This window comes from Kitasatospora sp. NPDC001159, from assembly GCF_053598235.1.
Window position 1 is genome coordinate 212,726 of record NZ_JBSFJV010000001.1, and the last position, 15,854, is coordinate 228,579.

Annotated in this window: 16 protein-coding genes and 2 tRNA genes; 9 read left to right on the top strand and 9 right to left on the bottom strand. The window is 72.0% G+C overall.

Annotated features, from left to right (window positions below):
- Nucleotides 1-103 precede the first annotated feature (103 nt).
- From ACWC9T_RS01070 to pyrE, 3 genes are all read left to right on the top strand, one after another.
- On the top strand, nt 104-1,741 hold the full coding sequence (locus tag ACWC9T_RS01070; RefSeq protein WP_449818961.1) for a polyamine aminopropyltransferase: 1,638 nt from the start codon (nt 104-106) through the stop codon (nt 1,739-1,741).
- Between the two features lie 146 nt (nt 1,742-1,887).
- Nucleotides 1,888-2,925 (top strand): CoxG family protein, encoded by a 1,038-nt coding sequence (locus tag ACWC9T_RS01075; protein ID WP_449818962.1) that lies wholly within the window; start codon nt 1,888-1,890, stop codon nt 2,923-2,925.
- 61 nt (nt 2,926-2,986) lie between these two features.
- Nucleotides 2,987-3,523: an orotate phosphoribosyltransferase gene (gene pyrE, locus ACWC9T_RS01080; protein ID WP_449818963.1), complete on the top strand. Its 537-nt coding sequence runs from the start codon at nt 2,987-2,989 to the stop codon at nt 3,521-3,523.
- A gap of 126 nt (nt 3,524-3,649) precedes the next feature.
- On the opposite strand, the gene ACWC9T_RS01085 is transcribed toward pyrE, so the two are convergent.
- On the bottom strand, nt 3,650-4,366 hold the full coding sequence (locus tag ACWC9T_RS01085; protein ID WP_449818964.1) for a DedA family protein: 717 nt from the start codon (nt 4,364-4,366) through the stop codon (nt 3,650-3,652).
- Between the two features lie 321 nt (nt 4,367-4,687).
- On the opposite strand from ACWC9T_RS01085, the gene fbaA reads away from it, so the two are divergent.
- Entirely contained in the window at nt 4,688-5,710 is a 1,023-nt protein-coding gene (gene fbaA / locus ACWC9T_RS01090; RefSeq protein ID WP_449818965.1) for a class II fructose-bisphosphate aldolase, read from the top strand.
- Between the two features lie 116 nt (nt 5,711-5,826).
- Here fbaA and ACWC9T_RS01095 read toward each other — a convergent pair whose 3' ends face one another.
- Both ACWC9T_RS01095 and ACWC9T_RS01100 read right to left on the bottom strand, forming a co-directional pair.
- Nucleotides 5,827-6,246: a DUF3151 domain-containing protein gene (locus ACWC9T_RS01095; protein ID WP_355668857.1), complete on the bottom strand. Its 420-nt coding sequence runs from the start codon at nt 6,244-6,246 to the stop codon at nt 5,827-5,829.
- A 55-nt stretch (nt 6,247-6,301) separates the two neighbouring features.
- On the bottom strand, nt 6,302-6,418 hold the full coding sequence (locus tag ACWC9T_RS01100; RefSeq protein ID WP_449818966.1) for a zinc-binding dehydrogenase: 117 nt from the start codon (nt 6,416-6,418) through the stop codon (nt 6,302-6,304).
- Between the two features lie 93 nt (nt 6,419-6,511).
- On the opposite strand from ACWC9T_RS01100, the gene ACWC9T_RS01105 reads away from it, so the two are divergent.
- Together ACWC9T_RS01105 and ACWC9T_RS01110 are read left to right on the top strand one after the other, a co-directional pair.
- Nucleotides 6,512-7,405: a DUF3152 domain-containing protein gene (locus ACWC9T_RS01105; protein WP_449818967.1), complete on the top strand. Its 894-nt coding sequence runs from the start codon at nt 6,512-6,514 to the stop codon at nt 7,403-7,405.
- Nucleotides 7,406-7,499: 94 nt separating this feature from the next.
- Nucleotides 7,500-7,880 carry a hypothetical protein gene (locus tag ACWC9T_RS01110; RefSeq protein WP_449818968.1) on the top strand — a complete coding sequence of 127 codons (381 nt, stop codon included), beginning with the start codon at nt 7,500-7,502 and terminating at the stop codon, nt 7,878-7,880.
- Here the strand turns inward: ACWC9T_RS01110 and ACWC9T_RS01115 are convergent.
- The 4 genes from ACWC9T_RS01115 to purS form a co-directional block, all read right to left on the bottom strand.
- Nucleotides 7,877-8,692: a sterol carrier family protein gene (locus ACWC9T_RS01115; RefSeq protein WP_449818969.1), complete on the bottom strand. Its 816-nt coding sequence runs from the start codon at nt 8,690-8,692 to the stop codon at nt 7,877-7,879. The two genes, ACWC9T_RS01110 and ACWC9T_RS01115, sit on opposite strands and share 4 nt — an antisense overlap.
- Nucleotides 8,693-8,757: 65 nt before the next feature.
- Nucleotides 8,758-11,013, bottom strand: coding sequence for a phosphoribosylformylglycinamidine synthase subunit PurL (gene purL, locus ACWC9T_RS01120; RefSeq protein WP_449818970.1), 2,256 nt, complete (start codon nt 11,011-11,013; stop codon nt 8,758-8,760).
- On the bottom strand, nt 11,013-11,690 hold the full coding sequence (gene purQ / locus ACWC9T_RS01125) for a phosphoribosylformylglycinamidine synthase subunit PurQ (RefSeq protein ID WP_033250392.1): 678 nt from the start codon (nt 11,688-11,690) through the stop codon (nt 11,013-11,015). Before purQ ends, purL begins: the two co-directional genes overlap by 1 nt.
- Complete coding sequence (gene purS / locus ACWC9T_RS01130; protein WP_030304493.1) at nt 11,687-11,941, bottom strand: phosphoribosylformylglycinamidine synthase subunit PurS; 255 nt, start codon at nt 11,939-11,941, stop codon at nt 11,687-11,689. Before purS ends, purQ begins: the two co-directional genes overlap by 4 nt.
- A 467-nt stretch (nt 11,942-12,408) precedes the next feature.
- Here purS and ACWC9T_RS01135 point away from each other — a divergent pair, with 467 nt between their 5' ends.
- From ACWC9T_RS01135 to ACWC9T_RS01145, 3 genes are all read left to right on the top strand, one after another.
- On the top strand, nt 12,409-12,726 hold the full coding sequence (locus ACWC9T_RS01135) for a histone-like nucleoid-structuring protein Lsr2 (RefSeq protein ID WP_030056585.1): 318 nt from the start codon (nt 12,409-12,411) through the stop codon (nt 12,724-12,726).
- Between the two features lie 143 nt (nt 12,727-12,869).
- A tRNA-Gly gene (locus ACWC9T_RS01140) sits at nt 12,870-12,942 on the top strand.
- A gap of 40 nt (nt 12,943-12,982) precedes the next feature.
- Nucleotides 12,983-13,058 (top strand) — tRNA-Gly (locus ACWC9T_RS01145).
- Nucleotides 13,059-13,277: 219 nt separating this feature from the next.
- Here ACWC9T_RS01145 and ACWC9T_RS01150 read toward each other — a convergent pair.
- Together ACWC9T_RS01150 and ACWC9T_RS01155 are read right to left on the bottom strand one after the other, a co-directional pair.
- Nucleotides 13,278-14,177, bottom strand: coding sequence for a phosphoribosylaminoimidazolesuccinocarboxamide synthase (locus ACWC9T_RS01150; protein ID WP_449818971.1), 900 nt, complete (start codon nt 14,175-14,177; stop codon nt 13,278-13,280).
- 90 nt (nt 14,178-14,267) lie between these two features.
- A complete protein-coding gene (locus ACWC9T_RS01155; RefSeq protein WP_449818973.1) occupies nt 14,268-15,806 on the bottom strand; it encodes a N,N-dimethylformamidase beta subunit family domain-containing protein in 1,539 nt (512 codons plus the stop codon).
- Nucleotides 15,807-15,854 lie beyond the last annotated feature (48 nt).

The window sequence follows — 15,854 nt, forward strand, 5'->3', positions numbered from 1 at the left end:
GAGCCGATGAATCGCACACAGGAACGATTCGTCAATCCGAAGGCCCGCACTGTCCGTCGGATGGGCGCAGCTATCCGCCCCGCACGTCCCCTAGCGTTTGTTCGTGATCAACCATCCGGTCGGTCCGCCCGCAGGCCCGCGAGTGGACCTCGACGACGGCACCCGACGCCGGCCCGGGCGAAGCCTCCCCCCCCTGCCCGCCCGCCGTCGATCCCGGCTGCGCTCCCACCCCCGGCTCGCCCGCCTGACCGTCCTGCTGGCCGCGTTCGTCTGCGCGGCCTGCGGACTCGTCTACGAGCTCGAACTCGTGGCGCTCGGCGACTACCTGATCGGGGACACGGTCACCCAGACCTCCGTCGTGCTCTCCGTGATGGTGTTCGCGATGGGCCTCGGCTCCCTGCTCGCCAAGCGGCTCACCAGCCGGCCCGCGACCGCGTTCGCCCTGGTCGAGTGCGCCCTCGCGCTCACCGGCGGACTCTCCGTCCTCGCCCTGTACTCCTGCTGGGCCTGGATCGGCCGCTACCAGGCCGCGATGGTCGGCCTCACATGCCTGATCGGCATCCTGATCGGCGCCGAGATCCCGCTGCTGATGACCCTCATCCAGCGGATCCGACGCGAGGACGCCGGCCGCGCCGCCGCCGACCTGTTCGCCGCCGACTACGTGGGTGCGCTGATCGGCGGCCTCGCCTTCCCCTTCCTCGTCCTCCCCGGCCTCGGCCCCGGCGACGGCGCGCTGCTCACCGGGGCGGTCAACGCGGTGGCCGGTGCCGCCGTGGTGCTCTGGCTCTTCCGCGAGGAGCCCGCCCCCCGGATACGACGGCTGCTCTGGCTCGGCTGCGCCCTCGTCCTCGCCCTGCTCGCGGCCGCCGCCGTCGGCTCCGACGCGATCGAACGCGCCGCCCGGCACGCCCTCTACGGCGACCAGATCCGCTACGCCACCCGCAGCCAGTACCAGGAGATCGTGCTCACCGGCCCCGCCGAGGGCCCGCTCCAGCTCTACCTCGACGGCCGGCTCGCGGTCTGCGGGCCCGACGAGTACCGGGGCAGCGAAGCACTCGTCCACCCGGCCATGGCCGCCGGGCCGGACCGCCGGGTCCTGCTGCTCGGCGGCGGCGACGGCCTCGCGCTGCGGGAGGTGCTGCGGCACCGCGGGGTCCGCTCCGTCCGGCTGGTCGACGCCGACCCGGCCCTCCCCCGGCTCGCCCGCACCGACCCCGGGCTCGCCGCCCTCACCGGGCACTCCCTGGACGACCCCCGGGTCAGCACCACGGCGGCCGACCCGATGGCCTGGCTGCACGGCGCCCCCGCGGAGGAGTACGACGTGGTGCTCGCCGACCTGCCCGCCCCCTCGGACGGCGGCCCGGTCAAGTTCCACTCCCAGGAGTTCTACGGCCTCGCCGCCCGGCGGCTGGCCCCTGGCGGCCGGATCGCCGTCCGGGCCGGCGGGGGTGGCGACGGGGACGGCCTCTGGCAGATCGAGTCCGGCCTCCGCGCGGCGGGCCTGGGAACCACCCCGTACGCCGTTCAGGGCAGCCCCACCGACACCTGCCGCCCCGGCGCCCCGGACGCCACCCAGCGCTTCCTGCTCGCCGCCGCCACCCCGCCCCCGCTCACCCTCGCCCCCGACGCCCCACCACCCCGTGCCCTCACCCCCGACGCCCTCCACGCCTCCGCCACCCTTCTCGCCGCCCTCCGGCCGGCCCGGCCCCCGGCGCCGCTGACCTTGCTGGGGCCGCGCTGAGAGTGGCGGAGGCCTACGGCGCGTCGTACGGGGGGGAGGGAAGCGGGCCGGGCTGACGGCTGGAGGACGTGACGCACGGTGTGGGGGCGAAAGTCGGGTGGCGATAGGTGGGGACCGGGCCGGTTCGGGTCGGTAGGCTCCGTGACATGGAGCATGAGGTTGTCGTCCCGATGTCCGCAGAGCTGGTGCGGGAGGCCTTGCAGGATCCGGCGCTGCTGGCGCGGAGTGTGCCGGGGCTGAGCACCGAGCCGGCGGCGGTCGGGGGTGGGCCGGCGGAGGAGATCGGCGGGCGGCTGAAGCTGCAGATCGGCGGCTCCACGATCACGTACAAGGGCGTGCTGTCGCTGATCGAGGGCCGGGAGGGTGTGCTCACCGTGCTGGCCGAAGGGCAGGAGGCCCGGGGCAGCGGTGAGGCGACCGCCACCGTGCGGGTCAGCGTCGTGGACGGCACCGAGGAGGGCACCGCGGCGATCCGCTTCACCGGCGACCTGAGTGCCACCGGCCGGCTGACCGAGTTCGACGCCGAGACCCTCGACGCCGTCGGCCGCCGTCTGCTGGACCGCTTCGCCACCGCACTCACCTCCCCGGAGGGCGGCCCCGTGGACGACGACGCGGCCGAGGACGGAATCGAGGACGGGACCGAGGTCGAGGACGGAATCGAGGCCGAGAGCGGGACCCCGGCCGAGGTCGTCTCCATCGAGGACCGCCAGGACCAGCCCGGCGACGACCTGGACGACGACCTCTCCGACCTGATCGCCTTCTCGGACGCCGACGCCGAGCGCTTCGGCCTCCCCACCGGCTCCGCCGACGACCGTGAGGACGACGAGGCCGACGGGGACGACGAGGACGAGAGCGGCGGCCGCACGGACGAGGTCGCCGAGGAGGTCCCGGTCGAGCCGCTGTTCGCCTACGAGGAGGGGCCGGAGCTCAGCGGCCCGGTCCGCCGCAGCATCGTCGGCCGTTCGGCCGAAGAGGTGGACCACGCCCCGCCGCGCGGCCGGTACGCCCCGGCGCTGCCCGCCCGCAGCGCGCGGGCCCGGGCGGCGTCCCGCTGGGGCGGCGAGGTCGGCGGCATCGTGGTGCCGGGCAGTGGCGGCCGCAGCGCGCTGCCGTGGGTGATCGGCGGCTCGGTGGCGCTGCTGGGCGGCGCCGTGGTCCTGGCCAGGGCGCTGCGCCGGCGCTAGCCGAAAGCGCCGCGCACGGCTGCAGGCCAGGGCCTGGAGACAGGCCCTAGACTGAACGCTCATGAGCAACGACCGCGACGCCCTGCTGGCACAGATCAAGGACAAGGCCGTCGTGCACGGCAAGGTCACCCTTTCCTCCGGCAAGGAGGCCGACTACTACGTCGACCTGCGCCGGATCACGCTGGACGGCGAGGCCGCCCCGCTGGTCGGCCGGGTGATGCTGGACGCGACCTCGCACCTGGAGTACGACGCCGTCGGCGGTCTGACCCTGGGTGCCGACCCGGTGGCCACCTCGATGCTGCACGCCGCCGCCGCGCGCGGGCAGAAGCTGGACGCCTTCGTGGTCCGCAAGACCGGCAAGGCGCACGGTCTCCAGCGCCGGATCGAGGGCCCGGAGGTGAAGGGCCGCCGAGTGCTGGCGGTCGAGGACACCTCCACCACCGGTGGCTCGGTGCTGACCGCCGTCGAGGCCCTGCGCGAGGCGGGCGCCGAGGTGGTCGGCGTCGCGGTGATCGTCGAGCGCGGTGGCGCGGGTGCCGTCGAGGAGCAGGGCCTGGAGTACGTGACCGCGTACACCCTGGACGACCTGGGCCTCTGACCCCGCGAAGACCCCGATGAGTCCTCACCGGGAGTCCTCGCCGGGAAGCCTCCCGGACAACGCGAAGGGCCGGGCTGTTCCACGTGGAACAGCCCGGCCCTTCGCGTTGAACCCAGCCGGTCGGCCTCAGCCGCGCCGGTGCCGCCCGCCGCCGCTCTGCACGGCCTCGGCCGCACTGTCGGTGGCGCCCGCCTTCTTCTTGCGGCGCTCCCGCACGACCTCGATCAGGATCGGCGAGATCGACAGCAGCACGATCAGCAGCACCGCCGGGATCAGGTACTTGTCGATCACCGGGGCGAGCGCGTCGCCGAAGAAGTAACCGATCAGCAGCATGGACTCGGTCCAGAGCACACCGCCGATGACGTTCCACAGGAAGAACGTCCTGGCGGGCATCTCCAGGGTGCCGGCCACCGGGTTCAGGAAGGTCCGGATGATCGGCATGAAGCGGGCCAGCACCACGGCCTTGCCAGAGCCGAACTTGTTGAAGTACTCCTCCGCCTTCACCACGTACTCGCGGCGGAAGATCTTCGAATCGGGCTTGTCGAACATCCTCGGCCCGACCTTGGCCCCGATCAGGTGCCCCAGCTGGGCACCGGCGACCGCCGCGACCGGGCAGCCGACGAGCAGCACGGCTATCGGCAGCTTGGCGCCGTCGCCGAGCACCGAGGACGCGGCGTTCGAGGCGGCGACGCCCGCGAGGATCAGCAGCGAGTCGCCCGGGAAGAAGAAGCCGACCAGCAGGCCGGTCTCCGCGAAGATGATCGCGATGAGCCCGATGGCGCCGAGGGACGAGATCAGGGATTTGGCGTCGAGCAGATTGACGGCCAGCTGGTTGTAGTCCACGGGCGCAGGATAGCGGGCGTACCTTGCCGACGACTTCCGGCCGAGCCCAGCGACGGCTTCCGGCCGCGCGCCCCGGTGCGGCGTTCCGACAGGCGGGCTCCTGCTGACCTGCGGGCACGAGTCTGGGAAGATGGCACAGGCGTCCGGTCCGCGGCGGCCCACCACCCTCATGGCCGTACCGCGGAGGCCGCCTCGAACCTTGGTGCCGGAGAGCCACACCGCAGCGCCGCGCGTCGGCGGGCCGGCACGGAGTCGTCACGAAGGCGTACACAGCGTCGGACAGCACCGTCCGTACGCCGCAACCCGACAGGAGCGGATCGCATGCCCATCGCAACTCCCGAGGTCTACAACGAGATGCTGGACCGGGCCAAGGCGGGCAAGTTCGCCTACCCGGCCATCAACGTGACCTCGTCGCAGACCCTGCACGCCGCGCTGCGTGGTTTCGCCGAGGCCGAGAGCGACGGCATCATCCAGATCTCGACCGGTGGCGCGGAGTTCCTGGGCGGCCAGCACAACAAGGACATGGTGACCGGTGCGGTCGCGCTCGCCGAGTTCGCGCACATCGTCGCCACCAAGTACGACGTCACCGTCGCGCTGCACACCGACCACTGCCCGAAGGACAAGCTGGACGGCTACGTCCGCCCGCTGCTGGCGGTCTCCGCCGAGCGCGTGGCCAAGGGCCAGAACCCGCTGTTCCAGTCGCACATGTGGGACGGCTCCGCCGAGACCCTGGCCGACAACCTGTCCATCGCCCAGGAGCTGCTGGCCCAGGCCGCCGCCGCCAAGATCATCCTTGAGGTCGAGATCACCCCGACCGGCGGCGAGGAGGACGGCGTCTCCCACGAGATCAACGACGAGCTGTACACCACCGTCAACGACGCCGTCCGCACCGCCGAGGCGCTGGGCCTGGGCGAGAAGGGCCGCTATCTGCTGGCCGCCTCCTTCGGCAACGTGCACGGCGTGTACAAGCCGGGCAACGTCGTGCTGAAGCCGGAGCTGCTGCGCGAGCTGCAGGACGCGATCGGCAAGCAGTACGGCAGGACCGACCCGTTCGACTTCGTCTTCCACGGCGGTTCGGGCTCCACCGCGGAGGAGATCGCCACCGCGCTGGAGAACGGCGTCGTGAAGATGAACCTGGACACCGACACCCAGTACGCCTTCACCCGCCCGGTCGCCGGCCACATGTTCGCCAACTACGACGGCGTGCTGAAGGTCGACGGCGAGGTCGGCAAGAAGAACACCTACGACCCCCGCACCTGGGGCAAGCTGGCCGAGGCCGGCATGGCCGCCCGCGTGGTCGAGGCCGCCGAGCAGCTGCGCTCGGCCGGCAAGCGCCTGAAGTGAGCCCGCTGACACGAGCGCGGTGAACACGTGTGCCCCCGGCGGTCCTCCGCCGGGGGCACAGTCGTGTGGTTCCAAGGGTTGAGCTGCACAGTCCTACCGCTTGCGCCGCACAGTCCCTACTGCTTGAGCTCCGCGTACGCCTCGGCGCTGCTGTCCTTCAGGAACTGCCAGCAGCGCGCTTCCTCCTCGGTGTCCTTGATCGCGCCGGCCGCCCGGGCGAGCGCCGCCAGGCAGCGCAGGAAGCCGCGGTTGCCGCGGTGCTCCCACGGTACCGGCCCGTGGCCCTTCCAGCCGTTGCGGCGCAGCGCGTCCAGGCCGCGGTGGTAGCCGGTGCGGGCGTAGGCATACGACTCGACGTAGCGACCGGCCGCGTAGGCGTCGTCGGCGAGCATGGCCCAGGCGAGGCAGAAGGCCGGGAAGTCGGCGGCCACCTGGGTCGGTGAGGCCGACTCCTCCGCCAGCATCCGGTAGGGCTGCTCGTCCTCCGGCAGGAGGGTCGGTTCGGGGCCGTCGAGAAGATTCTTGTGAATCGCCATGGAGTGCAGTCTGCCACCCGAGGCCCAGGGGTCAACCGCCGTCATCGGCCCCGGCTCAGTGCCGGACGGTCACCACGAGCTTTCCCACCTGTCCGTTGGCCTCCATGTGCCGGTGCGCCTCGACGATCTCCGCCAGGTCGAAGACCTGGTCTTCGACCAGCGGCCGGCTCATCGGCACCGGGGCGGGCCCAACGCTTGGGGCACCCGGAAGGTTGCATACCTGGTATGTGGACATTCACCCGTTCTCCATGCCAGGGTTTCGCTCGTGCCCGCAGCCCGATCCGCCCGCAGGCGAGCCGTCCCGCCCAAGAACGCCGGCGAAAGCCCCGGACGCCGCCGACGCCGCAAGGCGCGTCGCCGGATCGGCCCTGGCATGCTCACGGCGCTGATCGCCCCGCTGCTGGTGCTGGGCGCCGCGGCCTTCGTGCTGAACCGCCCCTCGGGCCCGGCCTCGCCCGCGCCGACCGCCCAGGCCCGGATCGCCCCGCCGGCCGAGCAGTCGCCCACCGCGGCCGCGCCGCCGGCTCCCGCTCCCGCCGCCACCCCGACGCCCACGCCGACCCCGACGCCCACGCCGACCGCGCCGGACCCCGGCCCCACCAAGGGCGCCGGCACCTTCACCATCGCCTCCGCCAGCGCCAAGGCGGTCGGCCGCGGCAACGTGCGCCGCTACCGGGTGGAGGTCGAGGACGGCATCGGCATCGACGCGGCGGCCGCCGCCGCGCAGATCCACGGCATCCTCGGCGACCCGCGCGGCTGGACCAACAACCACAAGGACGGCTTCCAGCTGGTCGCGAGCGGCTCGTACGACTTCACCGTGAAGATCGCCTCCCCGACCACCGTGGACAAGATCTGCGGCGCCTCCGGCCTGGACACCCACGGCGAGGTCAACTGCGACGTCGGCAGTCAGGTGGTGGTCAACTCCAAGCGCTGGAACACCGGTTCACCGCAGTTCAGCGGCCCGCTGGACGAGTACCGGGCACTGATCATCAACCACGAGGTCGGCCACCGGATCGGCCACGGCCACGAGACCTGCCCCGGCCCGGGCAAGCCGGCGCCCGCGATGATGCAGCAGATATACGGCCTCAAGGGCTGCACCCCGAACGCCTGGCCGTACTCGGCGGACGGCACCTACCTGAGCGGCCCATCCGTCCCGTAGTGGAACGGAGTTGAGACCCGGACGGCAACCGCACGGCACAACGACGCCCTACCCTGCGATCACGACCGCTGCCCAACGCCGAAGGCTCGCCGCCGTGTTCGCCGCCGCCGGGATCACGCTCGGTGCCGCCGCCTGCTCGACCTCGACCGGCACCGCCACGAGCGGTGGCGCGCTCTCCTACGACCGCGTCCGGTCGACCGCCCTGGACCTGTTCAAGACGAAGTCCAGCACCTGCCCGTTCGGCCTCGACCTCGGGAAGGCCCTGACCGGCGCCGGGATCACCGGCGCCGTCGCCCCCGCCGTGACGGACGGTCGCTCCGTCCGGGGCAACGCCGGTAACGGCCTTCCTGCCCAGCCCTGGCGCGACCTGGCACTGCCGCTCGCCCAGGACACCCGCAACGCCGACCCGGACCCGGCCCTCGCCGGCGAGCCGCTGCGCAAGGCCGCCGAGTCCCTGGCGGCCCAGCTGCACTAACCCAGGACCGGCAGGTACTCCCCCAGGTCGCTGCGCTCCCCGGAGGCGGACACCGTCGTCGCCTCCACCGCCGCCGCCCAGTCCACCCGGCCGGTCGCCAGCCGGATCCAGGTCAGCGGGTCGGTCTCGACCACGTTCGGCGGGGTGCCGCGGGTGTGCTTGGGCCCCGGCACGGCCTGGACGACGGCGTACGGCGGGATCCGCAGCTCCACCGCGCCGCCGGGGACGCGATCGGCGAAGGCGTCCGCCAACATCCGGGTGACGGCGGCGACGGCCTGGCGGTCGTGCGGGAAGGCGTCCAGGCCGAGCGCGGCCGCGAGGTCGTCGGCGTGCACCACGGCCTCGACCAGCCGGGTCACCAGGTAGTCGGTCAGGAGCATCGACCGGCCGGCCAGCAGGGCGACCCGCCGCTCCGGCTCCAGCGCGGCCGTGCGGTCGAGCACGGCCCGCACGGCGTCGAGCGGCCGGTCGAACGCGTCGGCCACCTCCCCGGACGGGCCCGCGAATCCGGTCGCCGCGTACTCGGTCACCGCGGTGTCGACCGCCTCGGCCATCGTCCTGCTCAGCTCCGCGTAGCCGGCCAGCGAGAGCACCGGCCCGTCCGGTGCCGGCTTGTCCAGCGCGGCCGGCAGGTGACCCAGCGCCAGGCCCAGGTGGGCCAGCAGCTCCCGTACCCGCCAGGAGCCGAGCCGGGTCGGCCGGTCCAGGTCCGGCTCCGTCAGCCGGTGCACGACGGCGCGCAGCGCCTCGTTCTGCGCCGCCAGCGCGGCGCGGACCTTCTGCGGCTGGTACGTACGGGACTTGGGAGGCATGGAACCCAACATACGCCGAGGGGCGGACGGTTCCGGAGAACCGTCCGCCCCTCGGAGCACCTGCGTCAGGCCAGCAGGGCCTCGATGACGCCGGTGTGGGCGTCCTTCAGCTCGGCCAGCGAGACGGTGAACTGCCCCTGGACGTCCAGGCTGTCGCCGTCCACGACACCGATCCGGGCGGCCGGCAGGCCACGCGCGGTGCACATGTCGTTGAACCGGAGCTCCTCGCTGCGCGGCACCGCCACGACGGCGCGGCCGGCCGACTCCGAGAACAGGAGGACGAACGGGTCCATGCCCTCGGGCACGACGATCCGCGCGCCGTGACCGCCCTTGAGGCAGCTCTCCACCAGCGCCTGGCCGAGACCGCCGTCGGACAGGTCGTGCGCGGCGTCGATCATGCCGTCGCGCGAGGCGGAGATCAGGATCTCGCCGAGCAGGCGCTCGCGCTCCAGGTCCACCCTGGGCGGCAGGCCGCCGAGGTGGTCGTGGACGACCTGCGACCAGGCCGAGCCGCCTAGCTCGTCCGCCGTGTCGCCGAGCAGGTAGAGCAGCTGCCCCTCCTCGGCGAAGGCGACCGGGGTGCGACGGGTGACGTCGTCGATGACGCCGAGCACCGCGACCACGGGGGTCGGGTGGATGGCGACCTCGCCGGTCTGGTTGTACAGCGAGACGTTGCCGCCGGTGACCGGGGTGCCGAGGGTCAGGCAGGCGTCGGCCAGACCGCGGGTGGCCTCGGCGAACTGCCACATCACGTCCGGGTCCTCGGGGGAGCCGAAGTTGAGGCAGTCGGAGACGGCGAGCGGCTTGGCGCCGCCGGCCGCGACGTTGCGGTACGCCTCGGCCAGGGCCAGCTGGGCGCCGGTGTACGGGTCCAGCTTGGCGTAGCGGCCGTTGCCGTCGGTGGCGACCGAGACGCCGAGGTTGGTCTCCTCGTCGATCCGGATCATGCCCGAGTCCTCGCCGACCGAGAGCACGGTGTTGCCGAGCACGTAGCGGTCGTACTGGTCGGTGATCCAGGACTTGGAGGCCTGGTTCGGGTGGCTCGCGACCTTCAGCAGGTCGGCCTTGAGGCCCTCACCGGTGGTCGGGCGGGCCAGCCGCTCGGCGGTGGGGGCGTCGGCCTGCAGCGCGTCCTGCCAGCTCGGGCGGGCGTACGGACGCTGGTAGGTCGGGCCCTCGTGGGCGACGGTGCGCGGCGGGACGTCCACCACGAGCTCGCCGTGCCAGAAGATCTCCAGGCGCTCGCCGTCGGTCACCTCACCGATGACGTTGGCGATGACGTCCCACTTCTCGCAGATCTCCAGGAAGCGGGCGACCTTGTCGGGCTCCACGATCGCGCACATGCGCTCCTGCGACTCGCTCATGAGGATCTCCTCCGGCGAGAGCGTGTGGTCGCGCAGGTGCACGGTGTCGAGATCGATCCGCATGCCGCCGGAGCCGGCCGAGGCCAGCTCGCTGGTGGCGCAGGACAGACCGGCGCCGCCGAGGTCCTGGATGCCCTTGACGAGCTTCTCGCGGAAGATCTCCAGGGTGCACTCGATGAGGAGCTTCTCCTGGAACGGGTCGCCGACCTGGACCGCCGGGCGCTTGGCCGGCTTGGTGTCGTCGAAGGTCTCGGAGGCCAGCACCGAGACGCCGCCGATGCCGTCGCCGCCGGTGCGGGCGCCGTACAGGATGACCTTGTTGCCGGCACCGGAAGCCTGCGCGAGGTGGATGTCCTCGTGCTTCATGACACCCACGCACAGCGCGTTGACCAGCGGGTTGCCCTGGTAGCAGGAGTCGAAGACGACCTCGCCGCCGATGTTCGGCAGGCCCAGGCAGTTGCCGTAGCCGCCGATGCCCGCGACGATCCCGGGCAGCACGCGGCGGGTGTCCGGGTGGTCGGCCGCACCGAAGCGCAGCGGGTCCATCACGGCGACCGGGCGGGCGCCCATCGCCAGGATGTCGCGCACGATGCCGCCGATGCCGGTGGCCGCGCCCTGGTAGGGCTCGATGTACGACGGGTGGTTGTGCGACTCGACCTTGAAGGTGACCGCGTAGCCCTGGCCCACGTCGACCACACCGGCGTTCTCGCCGATGCCGACGAGCATCGCGTCCGAATCGGGCTTCTTCTCGCCGAACTGCTTCAGGTGGACCTTGCTGCTCTTGTACGAACAGTGCTCCGACCACATGACCGAGTACATCGCGAGTTCGGCGCCGGTCGGGCGGCGGCCGAGAATCTCCCGGATGCGCGCGTACTCGTCCTCCTTGAGGCCGAGCTCGGCCCAGGGCTGGGCGGCGTCCGGGGTCTGCTCGGCGTTCTTGACGGTGTCGAGGCTCATCAGGCGTTCACCAGCTGCTTCAGGACGGAAGTGAAGAAGCCCAGGCCCTCGGTGGTCGGACCGGTGAGCGGCTCCACGGCGTGCTCCGGGTGCGGCATCAGGCCGACGACATTGCCGGCGGCGTTGGTGATGCCCGCGATGTCGCGGTACGAACCGTTCGGGTTGACGTCCAAGTAACGGGCGACCACCCGGCCCTCCGCCTCCAGCTCGTCGAGGACGCGCTCGTCGGCGACGAAGCGGCCCTCGCCGTTCTTCAGCGGGACGACGATTTCCTGGCCCGCCGAGTAATCCCGGGTCCAGGCCGTCCCCGCGTTCTCGATGCGCAGCTTCTGGTCGCGGCAGATGAAGTGCAGCGAGTCGTTCCGGGTCAGCGCACCGGGGAGCAGGTGCGATTCGCAGAGCACCTGGAAGCCGTTGCAGATACCGAGCACCGGCATTCCGAGCTTCGCCTGCTCGATGACGGTGTCCATCACCGGCGAGAAGCGGGAGATCGCACCGCAGCGCAGATAGTCGCCGTAACTGAATCCGCCGGGCAGGACGACGGCGTCGACCTGGTGGAGATCCTTGTCACGGTGCCAGAGGGCGACCGGCTCGGCGCCGGCCAGGCGGACCGCGCGCTGGGCGTCGCGGTCGTCGAGGGACCCTGGGAAAGTGACGACGCCGACGCGGGTGGTCACTTGCCCTCCTCCTCGACCCGAACGGTGAAGTCCTCGATCACGGTGTTGGCGAGAAAGGTCTCGGCGGCTTCGCGGATACGGGCGAGCGCGGCGTCGTCGACCGGGCCCTCCAGCTCCAGCTCGAAACGCTTGCCCTGGCGGACGTCGGCGATCCCGGTGAATCCGAGACGGGGCAGTGCACGCTGCACCGCCTGTCCCTGGGGGTCGAGGATCTCCGGCTTGAGCATGACGTCGACTACGACGCGTGCCACTGGCACTCCCGGTGGTGTCTTCGGTGAGGCGGGGGAACTCCAGACTACCGGCCGTTTCGGGCAGGATTGCTGGCCGGGGAGGGTGACGCGCGTAGACCCAGGACCCTTACGCCACAAGGGATCCGGACCTGTGACCCCCCGTCCGGGCCGCTCCGTTTCCGGGGATTCGAAGCCCCGAACGGGAAGGCCCGAAGAACACCCGAATACGGCACTTGGGGACAGATCCGCCCGTCCCGCGCATCGGTATCCGGGAGTCCGGCGAAGACTCGTGAATATCCGGAAAAGAATGCCGGACTCTTCGATTTCGACCCCCTTCGGGTGCAGAATAGGGCCACCTGTCGCGGCAAGTGCTGCGTATCCGGCGGGCCACCAGGCCTGCCCGTGTGCGCTTGCGCGAGTTGGTGCACATCAGGCCCCGGACGTACCCCGCGAACCGGCGGCCGAATTGCCCGAGAGGATTGACACCCATGGCTCAGCGTGTAGTTGTCACGCTCTCCGACGACCTGGACGGCGGCGCTGCCGCGGAAACCGTCCACTTCGGCGTCGACGGGAAGTCGTACGAGATCGACCTGTCCGTGGACAACGCGGAAAAGCTGCGGGAGGCCCTCGCCCCGTTCGTCGCGGCCGGCCGTCGCCAGAGCCGCACCGGAAAGTCCTTCCGCCGCACCGCGCTCACCCCGGACCCGGCCGCCGTGCGTGCCTGGGCGCTGTCGCGCGGCATGGAACTGCCGGCCCGCGGCCGCATCCCCAAGCACGTGTACGAGGCGTTCGCCGAGGCGAACTGAGCCTCCCCGGGGCACCGCCCCTGGTCGCCCCGCCCGCCCGGACCGAAAGGGTGGGGCGACCACCCCGAACGATGCTGTAGAGTATTCCTCGTCGCCGCAACGGAGAGATCCGAAGAGGCGGCGGGTGCCCCACCAGGCACCCTGCGGACGTGGCTCAGTTGGTAGAGCATCACCTTGCCAAGGTGAGGGTCGCGAGTTCGAATCTCGTCGTCCGCTCGCAGTGCGCGAGCACAGCACAACTCAATAGCTTGACCCTGCGGACGTGGCTCAGTTGGTAGAGCATCACCTTGCCAAGGTGAGGGTCGCGAGTTCGAATCTCGTCGTCCGCTCCAGAGCGAAGGCCCCCTCGATCGAGGGGGCCTTCGGCATTTCCCGCCCGAGGCGATTCCCGACCCATGGCATTTGTCATCGCCGACTGAACCTCGCGATGGCCCTGCTCGGCCGCCCCGAGGTGCTGTTCCCGGACGCGGAGAACCGCCGCGCGGCGGTGCGGATCGCCCGCGAGCACGGCTGGCTCTGGTCCCCTTGCCGTACTCGCGGGCGGTCGCGGATCAGACCCAGCTGGTGCCGGTCAGCCGCTCGTACACCTCGATGTACTTGGCCCGGGTCTGCTCGACCACCTCGGCCGGCAGCTCCGGCGGCGGCTGCTCGCTGTAGCGGTCCCAGCCGGAGGCCGGGGAGACCAGCCAGTCACGGATCAGCTGCTTGTCGAAGGACGACTGCGAGCGGCCCGGCTGGTACTCGTCGGCCGGCCAGTAGCGGGAGGAGTCCGGGGTGAGCACCTCGTCGCCGATCACCAGCTCGCCGTCCAGCAGGCCGAACTCGAACTTGGTGTCGGCCAGGATGATGCCGCGGTCGCGGGCGATGTCCCGGGCCCGGGCGTAGACGTCCAGGGTGGTGCGGCGCACCTGGTTGGCCAGCTCGGCACCGATCCGGCGGGCGGTCTCCTCGTAGGGGACGTTCTCGTCGTGCTCGCCGACCTCGGCCTTGAGCGCCGGGGTGTAGATCGGGGCGGGCAGCTCGGAGCTGTTCTCCAGGCCCTCCGGCAGGGCGATGCCGCAGACCGTGCGGCTCTCGTTGTACTCGGTCAGACCGGAGCCGGCCAGGTAGCCGCGGGCGACCGCCTCCACCGGGATCATGTCCAGGTTCTTGCAGATCAGCGTGCGGCCCTTCCAGTCGGCGGGGGCGCCGACCGGGACCTCGGTGGAGATCACGTGGTTGGGCACGATGTCGGCGATCCGCTCGAACCACCAGAGCGAGAGCTGGGTGAGGACGCGCCCCTTGTCCGGGATCTCGTTCGGCAGCACCCAGTCGTGGGCGGACATCCGGTCGCTGGCGACCATCACCAGCTCGCCCGACCCGGTGCGGTAGAGGTCGCGCACCTTGCCGGTGTGCAGGTGGACCAGGCCGGGTACCTGGACCGGCTCGGGCTTGGTGACAAATCCGCTCAAGGTGTCTCAGTCCTCAGGGGTCGTTCACGGGCCTGGGGCACCGCGAAAGGGGAGGTCACTGCCCCCGCAGTCTTTCATGCCCCCCGGAGCTCAGTTCTTGCAGAGCCGGTCCAGCAGGTTGGCGGTGGCCCGCTGGATCCGCTCGTCGGTCAAGCCGGGCCGCCCCAGCGCGGGCGACCAGGCGAAGGTGCCGGCCGCGAAGACGTACGCGCCGCTGGGTGCCCGGTACAGCGAGGTCTCCTGGTAGCGGGTGCGGCCGGACAGGTCCTGGTACGGCGAGTGCGCCAGCAGCACCCGCTCGGTGTGCCCGGGCAGCGCCACCTTGGGGTAGTACCGGTCGGCCTCCCCCGCGACCAGGCCGGGCAGCTCGTCGCCCTCCTGCAGCCCGGTGCCGTCCCAGAGCCAGTGCGCGGTGTGCCGGGCGACCAGCGGGACGGGCGCGGCGACCCGGCCCGAGTACTGCACCCCCAGCAGGTGCTGCTCGGGCTCCCCGGCGTCCCGCCACAGCGCGCTGGCCGCGCCGGGCACCCCGGCGGCCGGGCTGCCGGGGGCAGCCTTCTGCCGCTTGCGGCAGTTGAGCAGCCGGTTGGGCTCGCCGGAGGCCGCGGCGGTCAGCTCGACCCGCCAGTACATGGTGTTGGCGGACAGGAAGACCAGCGAGGTGCCGCCGTCCCGGGCCCGCTCGGCGGCCCGGCGCATCGGCTCGGACCAGTACTCGTCGTGGCCGGGGAAGACCAGCGCCCGGTGCTCGGCCGGGTCCACCAGGCCGGCGTGCAGGTCGGTGGCGGTGGCGTAGGAGAGGTCGTAGCCGTAGCGCTCGGCCCAGCGGATGAAGTCGTACGCGTGGCCGACGTGCAGCGGCAGCCCGGCGGTGGCGTGCGGGCGGTCGAAGGAGACGGTGACGGCCGCCTCGGGCTCGCCGACCAGGCCGCCCCGGCCGTCCCAGGCGTGGTAGAGGCTGGCGCCGGTGCGGCCGTCCTCGGGGAACAGGTTGTACGCCTGCCAGGTCACGTCCGGGACCACCAGGAGCAGTTCGGCCGTACGCCCCTGCTCCGCGAAGTCCCTCACGGTGAACGGGATGTGGCTGCGGTGCAGCATGTCCGCGGTGGTCAGCACGGCGACGTACGCGCCGGGCTTCCAGTGCACCGGGATCTGCAGTCGCCAGGAGTGCCACCAGTGGTGGCAGGAGACCGTCCGCTCGACCACCAGCGGGGCGGGTTGGGCCAGCCCGGCGATCAGCGGACTGGACGTCATGTGCCGGGCGCCGTCGCCGCCGTAGTGGCCGATCCGGTAGACGTCCACGGTGAACTCGCGGGGCGGGTTGACGGTGACCCGGAAGTCCACCGAGCCGCCGGGGCGGATCACCCCGGCCGACGCGAAGCCCTTGATCTGCTGGTCCACGTCGTTGGAGCTCTGCGGGGTGCCGACCGGCGGCTTGGGCCGCGCGCCGGCCGTCAGCGGCTGCTGGCCGGGGGCGTCCACCGACACGTACCAGGGCACGGCGCCCTCCGCCCCCGCCAGGTACTGGTCGGGGCTGCGCAGCCAGGGCAGCGGGCCCTGGCCGAAGGGGTCGGAGACGCTGTACGCATGCGTTCCCGACTCCCAGCGGCGGTTGAGTTCGGTCCCCACGCGCCCCTCCCAGGTGCACCTCCGTCCGGGGTGGCACGTGCCCCCCGG

Bases quoted from the DNA above. Each gene is read 5' to 3' on its own strand.
- pyrE (WP_449818963.1), top strand. From the start codon at position 2,987: ATGAGCAACGACCGCGACGCCCTGCTGGCACAGATCAAGGACAAGGCC.
- fbaA (WP_449818965.1), top strand. From the start codon at position 4,688: ATGCCCATCGCAACTCCCGAGGTCTACAACGAGATGCTGGACCGGGCC.
- ACWC9T_RS01075 (WP_449818962.1), top strand. From the start codon at position 1,888: ATGGAGCATGAGGTTGTCGTCCCGATGTCCGCAGAGCTGGTGCGGGAG.
- ACWC9T_RS01115 (WP_449818969.1), bottom strand. From the start codon at position 8,692: ATGCCTCCCAAGTCCCGTACGTACCAGCCGCAGAAGGTCCGCGCCGCG.
- purL (WP_449818970.1), bottom strand. From the start codon at position 11,013: ATGAGCCTCGACACCGTCAAGAACGCCGAGCAGACCCCGGACGCCGCC.
- ACWC9T_RS01135 (WP_030056585.1), top strand. From the start codon at position 12,409: ATGGCTCAGCGTGTAGTTGTCACGCTCTCCGACGACCTGGACGGCGGC.
- ACWC9T_RS01095 (WP_355668857.1), bottom strand. From the start codon at position 6,246: ATGGCGATTCACAAGAATCTTCTCGACGGCCCCGAACCGACCCTCCTG.
- ACWC9T_RS01100 (WP_449818966.1), bottom strand. From the start codon at position 6,418: ATGAGCCGGCCGCTGGTCGAAGACCAGGTCTTCGACCTGGCGGAGATC.